This window comes from Massilia sp. P1_C10 (assembly GCF_056406475.1).
The window spans coordinates 143,953-156,755 of the sequence record NZ_JBFUAC010000002.1 but is presented as its reverse complement, the minus strand read 5'-3'; the positions used below and the strand labels follow the sequence as shown (position 1 = coordinate 156,755).

General features: G+C 64.0%; 14 protein-coding genes. 12 read left to right on the top strand and 2 right to left on the bottom strand.

Annotated elements, in window-relative coordinates; genetic code table 11:
• Positions 1-30 precede the first annotated feature (30 nt).
• From aceA to AC1D02_RS04840, 3 genes are all read left to right on the top strand, one after another.
• Entirely contained in the window at positions 31-1,329 is a 1,299-nt protein-coding gene (aceA, locus tag AC1D02_RS04850) for an isocitrate lyase (protein ID WP_477314283.1), read from the top strand.
• A gap of 145 nt (positions 1,330-1,474) precedes the next feature.
• The gene (locus tag AC1D02_RS04845; protein ID WP_477314281.1) at positions 1,475-2,581 is read left to right on the top strand and encodes a 23S rRNA (adenine(2030)-N(6))-methyltransferase RlmJ; all 1,107 of its coding nucleotides are present in this window, start codon (positions 1,475-1,477) and stop codon (positions 2,579-2,581) included.
• A gap of 150 nt (positions 2,582-2,731) precedes the next feature.
• The gene (locus AC1D02_RS04840; protein WP_477314279.1) at positions 2,732-3,976 is read left to right on the top strand and encodes an EAL and HDOD domain-containing protein; all 1,245 of its coding nucleotides are present in this window, start codon (positions 2,732-2,734) and stop codon (positions 3,974-3,976) included.
• 99 nt (positions 3,977-4,075) lie between these two features.
• On the opposite strand, the gene AC1D02_RS04835 is transcribed toward AC1D02_RS04840, so the two are convergent.
• Positions 4,076-4,822, bottom strand: coding sequence for an SAM-dependent methyltransferase (locus AC1D02_RS04835; protein ID WP_477314277.1), 747 nt, complete (start codon positions 4,820-4,822; stop codon positions 4,076-4,078).
• A 24-nt stretch (positions 4,823-4,846) separates the two neighbouring features.
• A complete protein-coding gene (locus AC1D02_RS04830; protein ID WP_477314275.1) occupies positions 4,847-5,461 on the bottom strand; it encodes a Maf-like protein in 615 nt (204 codons plus the stop codon).
• Between the two features lie 143 nt (positions 5,462-5,604).
• Here AC1D02_RS04830 and AC1D02_RS04825 point away from each other — a divergent pair, with 143 nt between their 5' ends.
• The 9 genes from AC1D02_RS04825 (at position 5,605) to AC1D02_RS04785 (ending at position 12,785) form a co-directional block, all read left to right on the top strand.
• A complete protein-coding gene (locus AC1D02_RS04825; RefSeq protein WP_477314273.1) occupies positions 5,605-6,102 on the top strand; it encodes a YceD family protein in 498 nt (165 codons plus the stop codon).
• A gap of 180 nt (positions 6,103-6,282) precedes the next feature.
• Positions 6,283-6,465, top strand: coding sequence for a 50S ribosomal protein L32 (gene rpmF, locus AC1D02_RS04820; protein ID WP_008449924.1), 183 nt, complete (start codon positions 6,283-6,285; stop codon positions 6,463-6,465).
• 190 nt (positions 6,466-6,655) lie between these two features.
• A complete protein-coding gene (gene plsX / locus AC1D02_RS04815; RefSeq protein WP_477314269.1) occupies positions 6,656-7,729 on the top strand; it encodes a phosphate acyltransferase PlsX in 1,074 nt (357 codons plus the stop codon).
• 14 nt (positions 7,730-7,743) lie between these two features.
• Positions 7,744-8,730, top strand: a complete 987-nt coding sequence (locus AC1D02_RS04810) for a beta-ketoacyl-ACP synthase III (protein ID WP_477314267.1) — start codon at positions 7,744-7,746, stop codon at positions 8,728-8,730.
• Between the two features lie 42 nt (positions 8,731-8,772).
• Positions 8,773-9,714, top strand: coding sequence for an ACP S-malonyltransferase (gene fabD / locus AC1D02_RS04805; RefSeq protein WP_477314265.1), 942 nt, complete (start codon positions 8,773-8,775; stop codon positions 9,712-9,714).
• A 50-nt stretch (positions 9,715-9,764) separates the two neighbouring features.
• Positions 9,765-10,502: a 3-oxoacyl-ACP reductase FabG gene (fabG, locus tag AC1D02_RS04800; RefSeq protein ID WP_477314263.1), complete on the top strand. Its 738-nt coding sequence runs from the start codon at positions 9,765-9,767 to the stop codon at positions 10,500-10,502.
• Between the two features lie 179 nt (positions 10,503-10,681).
• Positions 10,682-10,921 (top strand): acyl carrier protein, encoded by a 240-nt coding sequence (acpP, locus tag AC1D02_RS04795; RefSeq protein ID WP_005666812.1) that lies wholly within the window; start codon positions 10,682-10,684, stop codon positions 10,919-10,921.
• 25 nt (positions 10,922-10,946) lie between these two features.
• Entirely contained in the window at positions 10,947-12,197 is a 1,251-nt protein-coding gene (fabF, locus tag AC1D02_RS04790) for a beta-ketoacyl-ACP synthase II (protein WP_477314261.1), read from the top strand.
• Between the two features lie 132 nt (positions 12,198-12,329).
• Entirely contained in the window at positions 12,330-12,785 is a 456-nt protein-coding gene (locus tag AC1D02_RS04785; RefSeq protein ID WP_477314259.1) for a hypothetical protein, read from the top strand.
• The last annotated feature ends 18 nt before the right edge of the window (positions 12,786-12,803 follow it).

Sequence of the window (12,803 nt, the reverse complement as noted above, 5' to 3'; positions counted from 1 at the left end):
TTAACTCGGCTTTTCAATCAGGAGAACACCATGGCATCGCGTGAACAGCAAGCAGCAGCACTGCAAAAAGACTGGGACACCAACCCGCGCTGGAACGGCGTCAAGCGCAGCTATAGCGCGGACGACGTGGTGCGCCTGCGCGGCTCGCTGCAGATCGAGCACACGATCGCCCAGCGCGGCGCTGACAAGATGTGGGACTTGCTGCATACCGAGCCGTTCGTCGCCACCCTCGGCGCGCTGACCGGCAACCAGGCCATGCAGCAGGTCAAGGCCGGCCTGAAAGCGATCTACCTGTCCGGCTGGCAGGTGGCGGGCGACGCCAACGTGGCCGGCGAAATGTATCCGGACCAGTCGCTGTACCCGGCCAACTCGGTGCCGACGGTGGTTCGCCGCATCAACAACACCTTCCAGCGCGCCGACCAGATCCAGTGGTCCGAGGGCAAGGACGACGTCGATTACTTCGCGCCGATCATCGCCGATGCGGAAGCCGGGTTCGGCGGCGTGCTCAACGCCTACGAGCTGATGAAGTCGATGATCGACGCGGGCGCGGCCGGCGTGCACTTCGAGGACCAGCTGGCGTCGGTCAAGAAATGCGGCCACATGGGCGGCAAGGTGCTGGTGCCGACCCGCGAATTCGTCGAGAAGCTGACCGCCGCGCGCCTGGCGGCCGACGTGATGGGCACGCGCACCCTGGTAATCGCCCGCACCGACGCCGAGGCGGCCGACCTGCTGACCTCCGACATCGACCCCAACGACCAGCCGTTCTGCACCGGCGAGCGTACCGTCGAGGGCTTCTACCGCGTGAAGAATGGCCTGGAGCAATCGGTGTCGCGCGCGCTGGCCTACTGTCCGTATGCCGACCTGGTGTGGTGCGAGACCGGCAAGCCCGACCTGGCGTTCGCCAAGGCCTTCGCCGACGCGGTGCACGCCAAGTTCCCGGGCAAGATGCTGGCCTATAACTGCTCGCCCTCGTTCAACTGGAAGAAAAACCTGGACGACGCGACCATCGCCAAGTTCCAGCGCGAGCTGGGCGCGATGGGCTACAAGTTCCAGTTCATCACGCTGGCCGGTTTCCATGCGCTCAACTATGGCATGTTCAACCTAGCCCATGGCTACGCGCGCCGCAACATGACGGCCTTCGTCGAGCTGCAGGAGGCCGAATTCGCCGCCGCCGACAAGGGCTTCACGGCGGTCAAGCACCAGCGCGAAGTCGGCACCAGCTATTTCGATGCGGTGACGCAGACGATTCAGCAAGGTCAGAGCTCGACCACGGCGCTGCACGGCTCGACCGAAGACGAGCAATTCTTCGATGAGAAGAAGGTCGCTTAAGCACGCGCCGCCGACCAAGATTTGGGTCAGGTCCGCCGGACCTGACCCCGTTTTGGTCGCCGCCGCCAGCACAGCCCGCGCCAGCAGTTTCCAGTTGTAGTGGATAATGTCGGGATATTCCCCCGATTCACTACTTGGAAACACCATGCTTAGCTACCGCCACGCCTTTCACGCGGGTAACCACGCCGACGTCCTGAAGCACTTCGTGCAAATTCAGCTGCACGAATACATGAACCAAAAGGACACCGCCTACTCTTACATCGACACCCACTCGGGCGCCGGTGTGTACGCGCTCGACAGTGGCTATGCTTCCAAGAACGCCGAATACGAAACCGGCATCGCGCCGCTGTGGGACCGCAAGGACCTGCCCAAGCCGCTGGCCGATTACGTCGACCTGGTCAAGGGCCTGAACCCGAGCGGCAAGATGCGCTACTACCCGGGCTCGCCGTACTGCGCCGACAAGTCGATGCGCGAGCAGGACCGCCTGCGCCTGTTCGAGCTGCATCCGGCCGACGCCAAGATCCTGGCCGACAATTTCCGCAAGGTCGCCGAGCACGCCGCCGCCCAGGGCGAACGCCCGGCCGGCCGCGGCAAGCGCGTGCTGGTCGAGCGCGGCGATGGCTTCCACGCCCTGAAAACCCTGCTGCCGCCGCCGTCGCGCCGCGCGCTGGTGCTGATCGACCCGCCGTATGAAGACAAGCAGGACTACCGCAAGGTGCGCGACGCCGTCGAGGAATCGCTCGGCCGCTTCCCGTCGGGCACCTTCGCGATCTGGTACCCGCTGCTGCAGCGCATGGAATCGCGCCAGTTCGCCGACAAGCTCAAGCGCCTGCCGTGCAAGGACTGGCTGAACGTCACGCTGACCGTCGCGACGCCCGGCCCGGACGGCTTCGGCCTGCACAGCAGCGGCATGTTCATCGTCAACCCGCCGTACACGCTCGAGCCGATCCTGCAGCAGGTGATGCCTTACCTGGTGAAGGTGCTCGGCAAGGACGAGGGCGCCACTTTCGTGATCGAATCCGGCGTGCAGGTCACCGGCTCGGCGTCGAGCCGCGTGGGCGCCAACGGCACGGTCCGCGTGCCGGTCGGCAACGCGCGCCGCGCCAGCCCGACTTCGGGCACCGGCAGCTTGCGCCTGCCTGGCCAGGCCCCGGCAGGCACTCCGGCCGCTGCCGCGCCGCGCAAGACGTCGTCGCGCCCGACCAGCGGCCGTCCGACCGGCCCGCGCACGCCGGGGTCGCGCCGGCCGTGAACTCCGCACACGTTTTCGATGTCTAAATGTAAAGAAATCGAAAATTGGTGTATATTCGGTATGTAGGCATTTCACTGACGGTGCGACCGTCGGGAGTTTGCGTGCCTGACCGATTCAAGGGAGTTTCGCGTGTCCATAGTTGCGAATCAAATGTCTTTGCCGTTCGACGAGTTTTTCCTCGCGCGTCAGCCAATTCTCGGCCGTGACCAGCACCTGGTCGCGTTCGAATTGCTGTTTCGCACGGCCGGCTCGACCGAGGCAAACGTGACCGACGACGCCGCCGCCACGGCCGCGGTGATCTCGCACGCATCGCAGCTGGGCATGGAACATGTTGTAGGCGCACAACTGGCGTTCGTCAACGTCACCGAGGCGGCGCTGATGAGCGACTACGTGCGCTTCCTGCCGGCCGACAAGGTCATTCTCGAAATCCTCGAAACCGTCAAGGCCACGCCCGAGCTGGTGGCGCGCGTGCGCGAACTCAAGACGCTGGGCTTCAAGTTCGCGCTCGACGACGTGATCGCCGTGTCCGAGGACGTGCGCGCGCTGGTCGAACTGGTCGACGTGATCAAGATCGACGTCAAGGGCGTCGACCCGGCGCGCCTGCCGTCGCTGACCGCCTCGCTGCGCCAGCAGAACAAGAAGTTGCTGGCCGAGAAGGTGGAGACGCAGGAAGAATTCCGCCTGTGCCTCGAGCTGGGCTTCGAATATTTCCAGGGCTTCTATTTCGCCCATCCCGACATCATGAGCGGCAAGAAAATCGCGCCGTCCGAGCTGGCGATCCTCGACCTGCTGGAACTGGTGCGCTCCGATGCCGACAATCACACGATCGAGCTGGCGGTCAAGCGCGACGCCCTGATCAGCCTGAACCTGCTGCGCCTGGTGAACACGCCGGCCGCCGGCGTGCGCGGCAAGATCGACACCTTGGGCGAGGCGATCGAAGTGCTGGGGCGCCAGCAGTTGCAGCGCTGGTTGCAGATCCTGCTGTACGCGGCGCCAGGCGCCAAGGTCGAAATGAACATGCCGCTGCTGCAGATGGCCACCACGCGCGGCAAGATGCTCGAACTGATGAGCCTGAAGATCCATCCGGGCCAGCGCGCCGCGGCCGACACCGGCTTCACGGTCGGCATCATGTCGCTGACCGATGCACTGTTTTCGATGTCGATGCAGGACATTCTCGACACCGTCGACGTGGCGGGAGAGGCGCGCGCCGCGCTGCTGGACCGCGAGGGCGAGTATGGCGAGATGCTCAACATCGTCGAGATGCTGGAAAAAGACAAATGCGGCAAGTCGCTGACGACGGCGCTGCGCCATTTGGATTTGACGATCAAGGACCTGCGCGAGATCGAACTGGCCGCCTTCGAGTGGATCAACGAGCTGGCCCAAGAAGTCCACTAGCCAGGTCGTCGTACCAGCGAAGGCTGGTACCTATACTGAGCAAGCCGATCGATTCGCATCTTCAGCATGGGTACCAGCCTGCGCTGGTACGACAGGCGCTTACGCGAGCAGCAGGAAAACGGTCGGCTTCTTGTGGAAGTCCGGCGCCTTGCCGGCTGCCAGCTGCGACTTCCACTTCGCCGCGCTCAAGGTGCGGATCGATTCGGTCGGCAGCGACAAATCGGTCGCCACGCAAATCAGCGTCCCCGGCAGGCACGACCCCGACAGCGCTTCGAGCATCGCGCCGTTCCGATACGGCGTCTCGATCAGCAACTGCGTCTGCTTCTCGCGGCTGGACCGCTGCTCCAGCTCCTTGATCCGCTTGACCCGTAGCGCCGCGTCCGTCGGCAAATACCCGTTGAACGCAAAGCTCTGCCCGTTCAGCCCGCTCGCCATCACCGCCAGCAGCAGCGACGACGGTCCCACCAGCGGCTTGACCGAGATGCCGTGCTGATGCGCCAGGCGCACCAGGTCGGCGCCGGGATCGGCCACCGCCGGCACGCCCGCTTCCGACACCAGGCCGCAATCGCGTCCCGCCAGCAGCGGCGCCAGCAAGCCTTCGAGCGCCGCCGGCGGCGTGTTGACGTTCAGTTCCGCGATATCGATTTCCTGCAATGGCCTGGCCAGCGGATGGTCGATCGCAATCAGTTTCAAAAACGCGCGCGCGGTCTTCGCGTTCTCGGCGACAAAGCAGTCGAGCCGCGCGGTCAGCGCCTGCACGTGCTCGGGAATGACATGGTTCAGCGCGCCGGGAGCGGCGTCGGCAGGGCCCAGGGTGTTGGGAATCAGGTACAGAATGCCGGGCATATTTTTATTGGTGAGGTAAGAGGTTCAAAGGCCGAAAAACCGCACGCCGGCCTTGCGCAGCATGGCGCTAAGCGCAATCATCGGCAGGCCGGTCAGCGCGGTCGGGTCGCTGCTGTCGATCCGTTCCAGGATCGCGATGCCGAGCCCTTCGTTCTTGGCGCTGCCGGCGCAATCGTAAGGCTGCTCGATGCGCAGGTAGGCGTCCAGCTCGGCGTCGGGCAGGTCGCGGAAGGTCACGATGGTCTGGATGTTTTCCAGCTGCGCCGGGCCGGTGAGGGCGCAGGCGCGGCTGTCCCACACGCACAGGGCCGTATGGAACACCACGCGCCGTCCGCGCATCTTCTGCAGCTGGGCCAGCGCGCGCGGATGGTCGCCCGGCTTGCCGATCTGCTCGCCATCGAGCGTGGCGACCTGGTCGGAGCCGATGACGATCGCGCCTGGCGCCTGGCGCGCTACCGCCGACGCCTTTTCGCGCGCCAGCCGCAGCGCCGTCGTTTCCGGTTGTTCGCCCGACAACGGCGTCTCGTCGATGTCGGGCGCCATCACCTCGAACGGCAGTTGCAAACGCGACAGCAGCTCGCGGCGATAGGCCGAACTCGACGCAAGAATCAGGCGGGGCGGGGCGGAATTTGGTATCATCGAAGGCTCGGTGGGGAGGCAGCCTGCCAATTCGTGTCGCGGGCAACACGCCTGGCCCATCGCCGCAAAAAAAAGCGGCAAGTCTTTGACTGCATGGGGATAACCCTGCTATTATCGCAGGTTTTCTCGGGGTGGTTTCTCAAATGAGCGCTTTTGTCATCGACGCTTTTGAATTTAGTCGAAGCAACGGCCATCGCGATGGCGTCACGCCAGTCGCTGAAATGAGCCGCTTGAGCAAGGAATGCGCCGACCAGTCTGGCGATATCGCCTGGGCAGTCGACGGCGCGGTCACCAGCCATGGCTATCCGTCGATGACCTTGTCGGTCTCCGGAACCGTGCAGCTGGTATGCCAGCGATGCCTGACCCCGTTTGCCTATGAAATGGATTCGTCGACCATGCTGGTGCTGGGCAAGGACGACGAGGATGCCGATGCGATCGAGGAAGTCCTCGACGACGAGAGCATCGATGTGATCGTCGGCAGCCGCACCACCGACATCCGCGACCTGATCGAAGACGAGGCGCTGCTGGCGCTGCCGCAGGTGCCGAAGCACGAAGTCTGCCCCGATACCAGGCAGCTCGATGCGCTGAAGGCCGTCAAGCCGTCGCCGTTCGCCGGCCTCAAGGACCTGAAAACCGAATAAGCAGGACGTAACAAACGTGTCAAACGCGTGTAGCAATCGAGTATGGCAGTAAGCAGGGAAATGCAGTACAAGCGTTAAACATGTCGGCAAAGTAATTATTTGCCGCTGGGATACTCGATTCGCATGTATTTGCTGGTCGAATGTGTTAGAATTTTAGAACTTATGTATTAGGAGTTAGTCATGGCAGTTCAGCAGAATAAGAAATCCCCTTCGAAGCGCGGCATGCACCGTTCGCACGACTTCCTGGTCGCGCCACAACTGGGCATCGAGCCTACGACCGGTGAAACGCACCTGCGTCACCACATCAGCCCTAACGGCTTCTACCGTGGCCGTAAGGTTCTCAAGACCAAGAACGACGAGTAATCGACGTCCTTTTCTTGAGTAAGATGAAGGCGGTGCAGCGTAGCTTGTTTGCGTGGCACCGCTTTTTCTTTGTCTTCGGCTGCAAAAATTTGCACACCGTCATTTTGAATTACGCTGACTCTGACTGGCGCTCGCCCACAGATCGCATCCTGCCGCCCGCCATGTTCGAGCCGCGGCACGCCCCTTACAAATGACAATTACACTATCGATCGACTGCATGGGCGGCGACCACGGTTGTTCCGTGACCATTCCTGCGGCCATCTCTTTTCTCCAGCACGAGCCTGACGCCGCGCTGATTCTGGTCGGCATCGAAGCCGACATCCGCGCCGAGCTGCGCAAGCTCAAGGCCGACGCCCATCCCCGCATCACCGTGCAGCACGCCTCCGAAGTGGTGGAGATGGACGACGCTATCGAAATCGCGCTGCGCCGCAAGAAGGATTCCTCGATGCGCGTGGCGATCGAAGCGGTCAAGTCGGGCGCCGCCCAAGCCTGCGTCTCGGCCGGCAACACCGGCGCCCTGATGGCGGTCTCGCGCTACGTGCTCAAGACCATGCCCGGCGTCGACCGCCCGGCGATCTGCTCGATCCTGCCGAACCAGAAGGGCGAGCCGACCTACATGCTCGACCTGGGCGCCAACGTCGATTGCGAAGCCGAGCACCTGCACCAGTTCGCCGTGATGGGCTCGGTGCTGTTCTCGGCCATCGAAGGGGCCAAGCGCCCGACCATCGGTCTGCTCAACGTCGGCACCGAAGACATCAAGGGCAATGAAGTGGTCAAGGCCACCGCCAAGCTGCTGCACGCGGACCACGCGCGCGGCCTGCTGAACTTCCACGGCAACGTCGAAGGCAACGATATCTTCAAGGGCACCGTCAACGTGGTCGTGTGCGACGGTTTCGTCGGCAACGTCACGCTCAAGGCCGTCGAAGGCCTGGGCCGCTTCATGAAGGACGTGCTGAACACCGAATTCCGCCGCAACCCGCTGACCATGCTCGGCGCGCTGATCGCCAAGGGCGCGCTGAAACAGATCAAGGACCGCTTCAACCCGTCGCGCTACAACGGCGCCAGCCTGCTGGGTTTGCGCGGCCTGGTGTTCAAGAGCCACGGCGGCGCCGACGCCTACTCCTACGAGTGGGCGATCAAGCGCGCCTTCGACGCGGCGAAATATAATGTCCAGGAACAGCTGTCGACCATGATCGCCGAGCTGATGCCCAATGCGCCGGAGCGGGCCGTGCCTGACCTGGCGGCGCCAAACCCAACCCTTTAAGTGGACGGCCAGCAATGACTTTGTACAGCAAGATTATCGGCACCGGCAGCTACCTGCCGAAGCAACGCGTCACCAACGAAGACTTGACGGCGCAACTGGCCGCCAAGGGCATCGAAACCTCGGATGAGTGGATCGTTTCGCGCAGCGGCATCTCGGCGCGTCACTACGCGGCCGCGGACGAGCTGTCTTCGGACCTGGCGGTGAACGCGGCGCGCAAGGCGCTGGAAATGGCCGACCTGCAGCCGCACGATATCGACCTGGTCATCGTCGCCAGTTCGACCCCGGATTTCTACGGAAGTTTCCCGAGCACGGCGTGCATCGTCCAGCAGAAACTGGGCATGGGCAACAACAGCGCCGCCTTCGACGTCCAGGCCGTGTGCAGCGGCTTCGTCTACGCGGTATCGGTGGCCGACGCCTTCATCAAGGCCGGCTCGAACAAGAACGTGCTGGTGATCGGCGCCGAAGTGTTTTCGCGCATCCTCAATTTCGACGACCGCACCACCTGCGTGCTGTTCGGCGACGGCGCCGGCGCGATCGTCATGACCGCCTCGAGCGAGCCGGGCATTCTGGCGACCAAGCTGCACGCCGACGGCAGCCACGCCGACATCCTGTCGGTGCCGGGCAACCTGGCCAACGGCGCGATCGCCGGCAGCGGATTCCTGTACATGGACGGCCCGGCCGTCTACAAGCTGGCCGTGTCGGTGCTCGAGCAGGTCGCCAACGAGGCGCTGGAGCATGCCGGCATGAAGCCGGAGCAGCTCGACTGGCTGGTGCCGCACCAGGCCAACATCCGCATCATGAAGAGCACCGCGCGCAAGCTCAAGCTGCCGGAAGAGAAGATGGTCGTCACCGTCGACCAGCACGGCAACACCTCGGCCGCCTCGATTCCGCTGGCGCTCGATGCAGCCGTGCGCGATGGTCGGATCAAGCCGGGACATAATGTGCTGATGGAAGGCGTCGGCGGCGGCTTCACCTGGGGCGCCGTGCTCGCGCGCATGTAATCGCCGCACCCATAACAACAATATTTGGAGCTGATCGTTTCAATGACTAAATTCGCATTCCTGTTTCCTGGCCAGGGCTCGCAAGCCGTCGGCATGTTGAATGGCTTCGCCGGCAACGCGGTGGTCGACCAGACCGTCGCCGAAGCGTCCGACGCGCTCGGTTTCGACCTCGGCCGCATGATCGCCGAAGGGCCGAAGGAAGACCTCGACCTCACCACCAACACCCAGCCGGTCATGCTGACCGCCTCGGTCGCCGTGTACCGCGCCTGGATCGCCGCCGGCGGCCCGCCGCCTGCCATGGTGGCCGGCCACAGCCTCGGCGAATACTCGGCGCTGGTCGCCGCCGGCGTGATCAAATTCAAGGACGCGGTGCCGCTGGTGCGCTTCCGCGCCGGCGCCATGCAGGACGCGGTGCCGGTCGGGCAGGGCGGCATGGCCGTCGTGCTGGGCCTCTCGAGCGACGACGTGCGCGCCGTCTGCGCCGAAGCCGCCGCCGGGATCCCGGGCGCCGTGATCGAGCCGGTCAACTTCAACGAGCCGACCCAGATCGTGATTGCCGGCCACACCGCCGCGATCGACCGCGCCTGCGAAATCGCCAAGGCCAGGGGCGCCAAGCGCGCCATGAAGCTGGCGGTCTCGGCGCCTTTCCACTCGTCGCTGCTCAAGCCCGCGTCGGACCGCCTGCAAGCCTACATGGCCGGCATCGAATTCTCCGCGCCGGTCATCGACCTGGTCAACAACGTCGACGTCGCCGTCGTGCGCGACCCGGCCGCCATCAAGGACGCACTGGTGCGCCAGGCCGCGAGCCCGGTGCGCTGGGTCGAGGCGATGCAGTTCATGGCCGACCAGGGCGTGACGCAAGTGATCGAAAGCGCGCCGAGCAAGGTGCTGATCGGCATGGCCAAGCGCATCGTTCCGCGCCTGGCCGGTGAAGCGCTGGTCGACCAGGCGTCGCTCGAGCGCGTGCTCGCCACGCTGGTGTAATGCCCCGGCGGCTCGCGGGCCGCCGCAATAACTATAAATCAAGGACAACAATGAATCTGGAAAATCAAGTCGCGCTGGTCACCGGCGCATCGCGCGGTATCGGCAAGGCCATCGCGCTGGAGCTGGCGCGCCAGGGCGCCAAAGTGGTCGGCACCGCCACCACCGACAGCGGCGCGGCCGCCATCACCGAATACCTGTCTGAGTTCGGCGGCAAGGGCGTCACGCTCAACGTCACCGACGCCGCGGCCTGCGCCGCCGCCGTCGCCGACGTCGGTCACAGCTTCGGCTCGCTGACCATCCTGGTCAACAACGCCGGCATCACCCAGGACCAGCTGGCCATGCGCATGAAGGACGAGGAGTGGGACAGCGTCATCTCCACCAACCTGAACGCGGTGGGCCGCCTGTCGCGTGCGGTTCTGCGCGGAATGATGAAATCCAAACATGGGCGTATTATTAACATCACGTCGGTGGTAGCATCGTCGGGCAATCCGGGGCAAATGAATTACGCGGCGGCCAAGGCCGGCGTCGAAGGCATGAGCCGTGCGCTGGCCCGCGAGATCGGCAGCCGCAACATCACCGTCAATTGCGTGGCGCCGGGCTTCATCGACACCGACATGACCAAGGCGCTCGGCGCCGACCAGCATGCGGCCTTGCTGACCCAGATTCCACTGGGGCGCCTGGGCGCACCGGAAGATATCGCCCACGCCGTGGCGTTTTTGGCGGGGCCGCAGGGCGCTTACATCACGGGCACCACCCTGCACGTGAATGGCGGCATGTTCATGAATTGATGCAGATTTGGCTGAAGTGGGGCAGAATTGGCGGGGGCGCCACGGTCCTGTTCCAGTGAAATCTCGTCTTTTAGCAGTGCTTTCGGTTGAGTTGACGTCAGACGCCGAAATTAGTTCTAGAACGCGCAAACCTGATAAAATGCGCGCACTTTCCGTAACACACACAATGGAGCCATAACATGTCGGATATCGAACAACGCGTTAAAAAAATCGTCGCTGAACAACTGGGCGTTGCAGAAGCAGACATCAAAATCGATTCCTCGTTCGTTGACGACCTCGGCGCCGATTCCCTCGACACCGTCGAGCTGGTAATGGCACTGGAAGACGAGTTCGAGATGGAAATCCCGGACGAGCAAGCTGAAAAGATCACGACCGTGAAACAGGCAATCGACTACGCCACGGCGCACGTCAAGGCCTAAGTTTCGCTAGCACCAGGAGAATCGCTTGAGCCGTTCACGAAACCGTCGTGTCGTCATCACTGGCCTGGGCGCCGTTTCACCTATCGGCAACAACATTGCCGACAGCTGGAGCGCGGCCCTGGCCGGCAAGTCGGGCATTGCCAACATCACCAAGTTCGACGCCGAGCCGTTTTCGACCCGTTTCGCGGGCGAAGTCAAAGGCTTCAATATCGAGGACTACATCCCCGGCAAAGAAGCGCGCCACATGGATACCTTCATCCATTTCGGCATGGCGGCCGGCATCCAGGCATTGCAGGATTCCGGCATCGAAGTGTCCGATGAAAACCGCGACCGCATCGGCGTGATCGTCGGTTCCGGTATCGGCGGCCTGCCGATGATCGAAGAAACCAAGGAAGACTACGACAAGCGCGGCCCGCGCCGCATTTCGCCGTTCTTCGTGCCTGCTTCGATCATCAACATGATTTCGGGCGACCTGTCGATCAAGTACGGCCTGCGCGGCCCGAACCTGGCCATCGTCACCGCCTGCACCACCGGCCTGCATTGCATCGGCGCGGCTGGCCGCCTGATCGAATACGGCGACGCGGACGTGATGATCGCCGGCGGCGCCGAGTCGACCGTCTCGCCGCTGGGCCTGGGCGGTTTCGCCTCGGCTCGCGCGCTGTCGTCGCGCAACGACGACCCGGCAACCGCATCGCGGCCGTGGGACGTCGACCGCGACGGCTTCGTGCTGGGCGAAGGCGCCGGCGTCATGGTGCTCGAGGAGTATGAGCACGCCAAGGCGCGCGGCGCGAAGATCTACGCCGAGCTGATCGGCTTCGGCATGAGCGCGGACGCCTACCACATGACCTCGCCGGTCGAAGACGGCGCCGGCGCAAGCCGCTGCATGGTCTCGGCGCTGGACAATGCGGGCATCAACGTCGACCAGATCGACTACGTCAACGCGCACGGCACCTCGACGCCGTTGGGCGACCTGGCCGAAGTGCAGGGCATCAAGAAGACGTTCGGTGCGCACGCCAAGAAGCTGGTGGTGAACTCCACCAAGTCGATGACCGGCCACCTGCTGGGCGGCGCCGGCGGCCTCGAGGCGGTGTTCACGGTGCTGGCGATGCACAACCAGATCTCGCCGCCGACGATCAACATCTTCAACCAGGATCCGGCTTGCGACCTGGACTTCTGCGCCAACATCGCGCGGGACATGAAGATCGATTACGCGGTGAAAAACTCGTTCGGCTTCGGCGGCACCAACGGCACCCTGGTGTTCGGCAAAGCGCCGTAAGGCGACAGTTCGGCCGGCCTGCCGGCGGAACTTGCAGCGCCCATCCTTGTCTCAAGGATGGGCGTTTGACTTTTCAGGCTTCCCTTTTGCCCGGCCAGCACGGTCGGCGCCCCGTACCACCCTCATTGCCTTATGTCGCTTGCGGTGTCCGCCGTCGTTCACCCGTCACGCCTGATGCGCTGCGTGTTGCTGTGCCATGGCGCGGCCAACCTCGGCGCCTCGGTCGCCATTGCCGGCGGCGCCGGCGACTTCTCCCATCCGCGCCTCGCCGCCGTCGCCTGCGTGCTCGCGGCCGTGCCGGTGCTGCGCGCCTTGCGCGGCGCCGCAAACCTGCGCCGGATTGATATATCTGGACTCGGCCAATGTCGCCTGACGGTACAACAAGAGGGTGCGCCCGATGAGTTGGACGGCGTCGTGCGCTTGCTGCCTGGTTCGACGCTGTGGCCCGGCTTGCTCTTGTTGCGCCTGGACGGCGGCGGCGGCGCGCTGGCGCTGTGGCCGGACAGCGTCGGCGCCGGACAGTTCCGGCGATTGGCGGTGGCCTTGCGCGATCTCGCCGGGCGCATGGAAACACATAAAAAACTTTGAACTTATTGCAGCGCGCCA

What these genes read in the sequence shown, in the direction of transcription:
- aceA (WP_477314283.1), top strand. Translation starts at nt 31, where the DNA reads ATGGCATCGCGTGAACAGCAAGCAGCAGCACTGCAAAAAGACTGGGAC.
- AC1D02_RS04845 (WP_477314281.1), top strand. Translation starts at nt 1,475, where the DNA reads ATGCTTAGCTACCGCCACGCCTTTCACGCGGGTAACCACGCCGACGTC.
- AC1D02_RS04840 (WP_477314279.1), top strand. Translation starts at nt 2,732, where the DNA reads ATGTCTTTGCCGTTCGACGAGTTTTTCCTCGCGCGTCAGCCAATTCTC.
- AC1D02_RS04835 (WP_477314277.1), bottom strand. Translation starts at nt 4,822, where the DNA reads ATGCCCGGCATTCTGTACCTGATTCCCAACACCCTGGGCCCTGCCGAC.
- AC1D02_RS04830 (WP_477314275.1), bottom strand. Translation starts at nt 5,461, where the DNA reads ATGATACCAAATTCCGCCCCGCCCCGCCTGATTCTTGCGTCGAGTTCG.
- AC1D02_RS04825 (WP_477314273.1), top strand. Translation starts at nt 5,605, where the DNA reads ATGAGCGCTTTTGTCATCGACGCTTTTGAATTTAGTCGAAGCAACGGC.
- rpmF (WP_008449924.1), top strand. Translation starts at nt 6,283, where the DNA reads ATGGCAGTTCAGCAGAATAAGAAATCCCCTTCGAAGCGCGGCATGCAC.
- plsX (WP_477314269.1), top strand. Translation starts at nt 6,656, where the DNA reads ATGACAATTACACTATCGATCGACTGCATGGGCGGCGACCACGGTTGT.
- AC1D02_RS04810 (WP_477314267.1), top strand. Translation starts at nt 7,744, where the DNA reads ATGACTTTGTACAGCAAGATTATCGGCACCGGCAGCTACCTGCCGAAG.
- fabD (WP_477314265.1), top strand. Translation starts at nt 8,773, where the DNA reads ATGACTAAATTCGCATTCCTGTTTCCTGGCCAGGGCTCGCAAGCCGTC.
- fabG (WP_477314263.1), top strand. Translation starts at nt 9,765, where the DNA reads ATGAATCTGGAAAATCAAGTCGCGCTGGTCACCGGCGCATCGCGCGGT.
- acpP (WP_005666812.1), top strand. Translation starts at nt 10,682, where the DNA reads ATGTCGGATATCGAACAACGCGTTAAAAAAATCGTCGCTGAACAACTG.
- AC1D02_RS04785 (WP_477314259.1), top strand. Translation starts at nt 12,330, where the DNA reads ATGTCGCTTGCGGTGTCCGCCGTCGTTCACCCGTCACGCCTGATGCGC.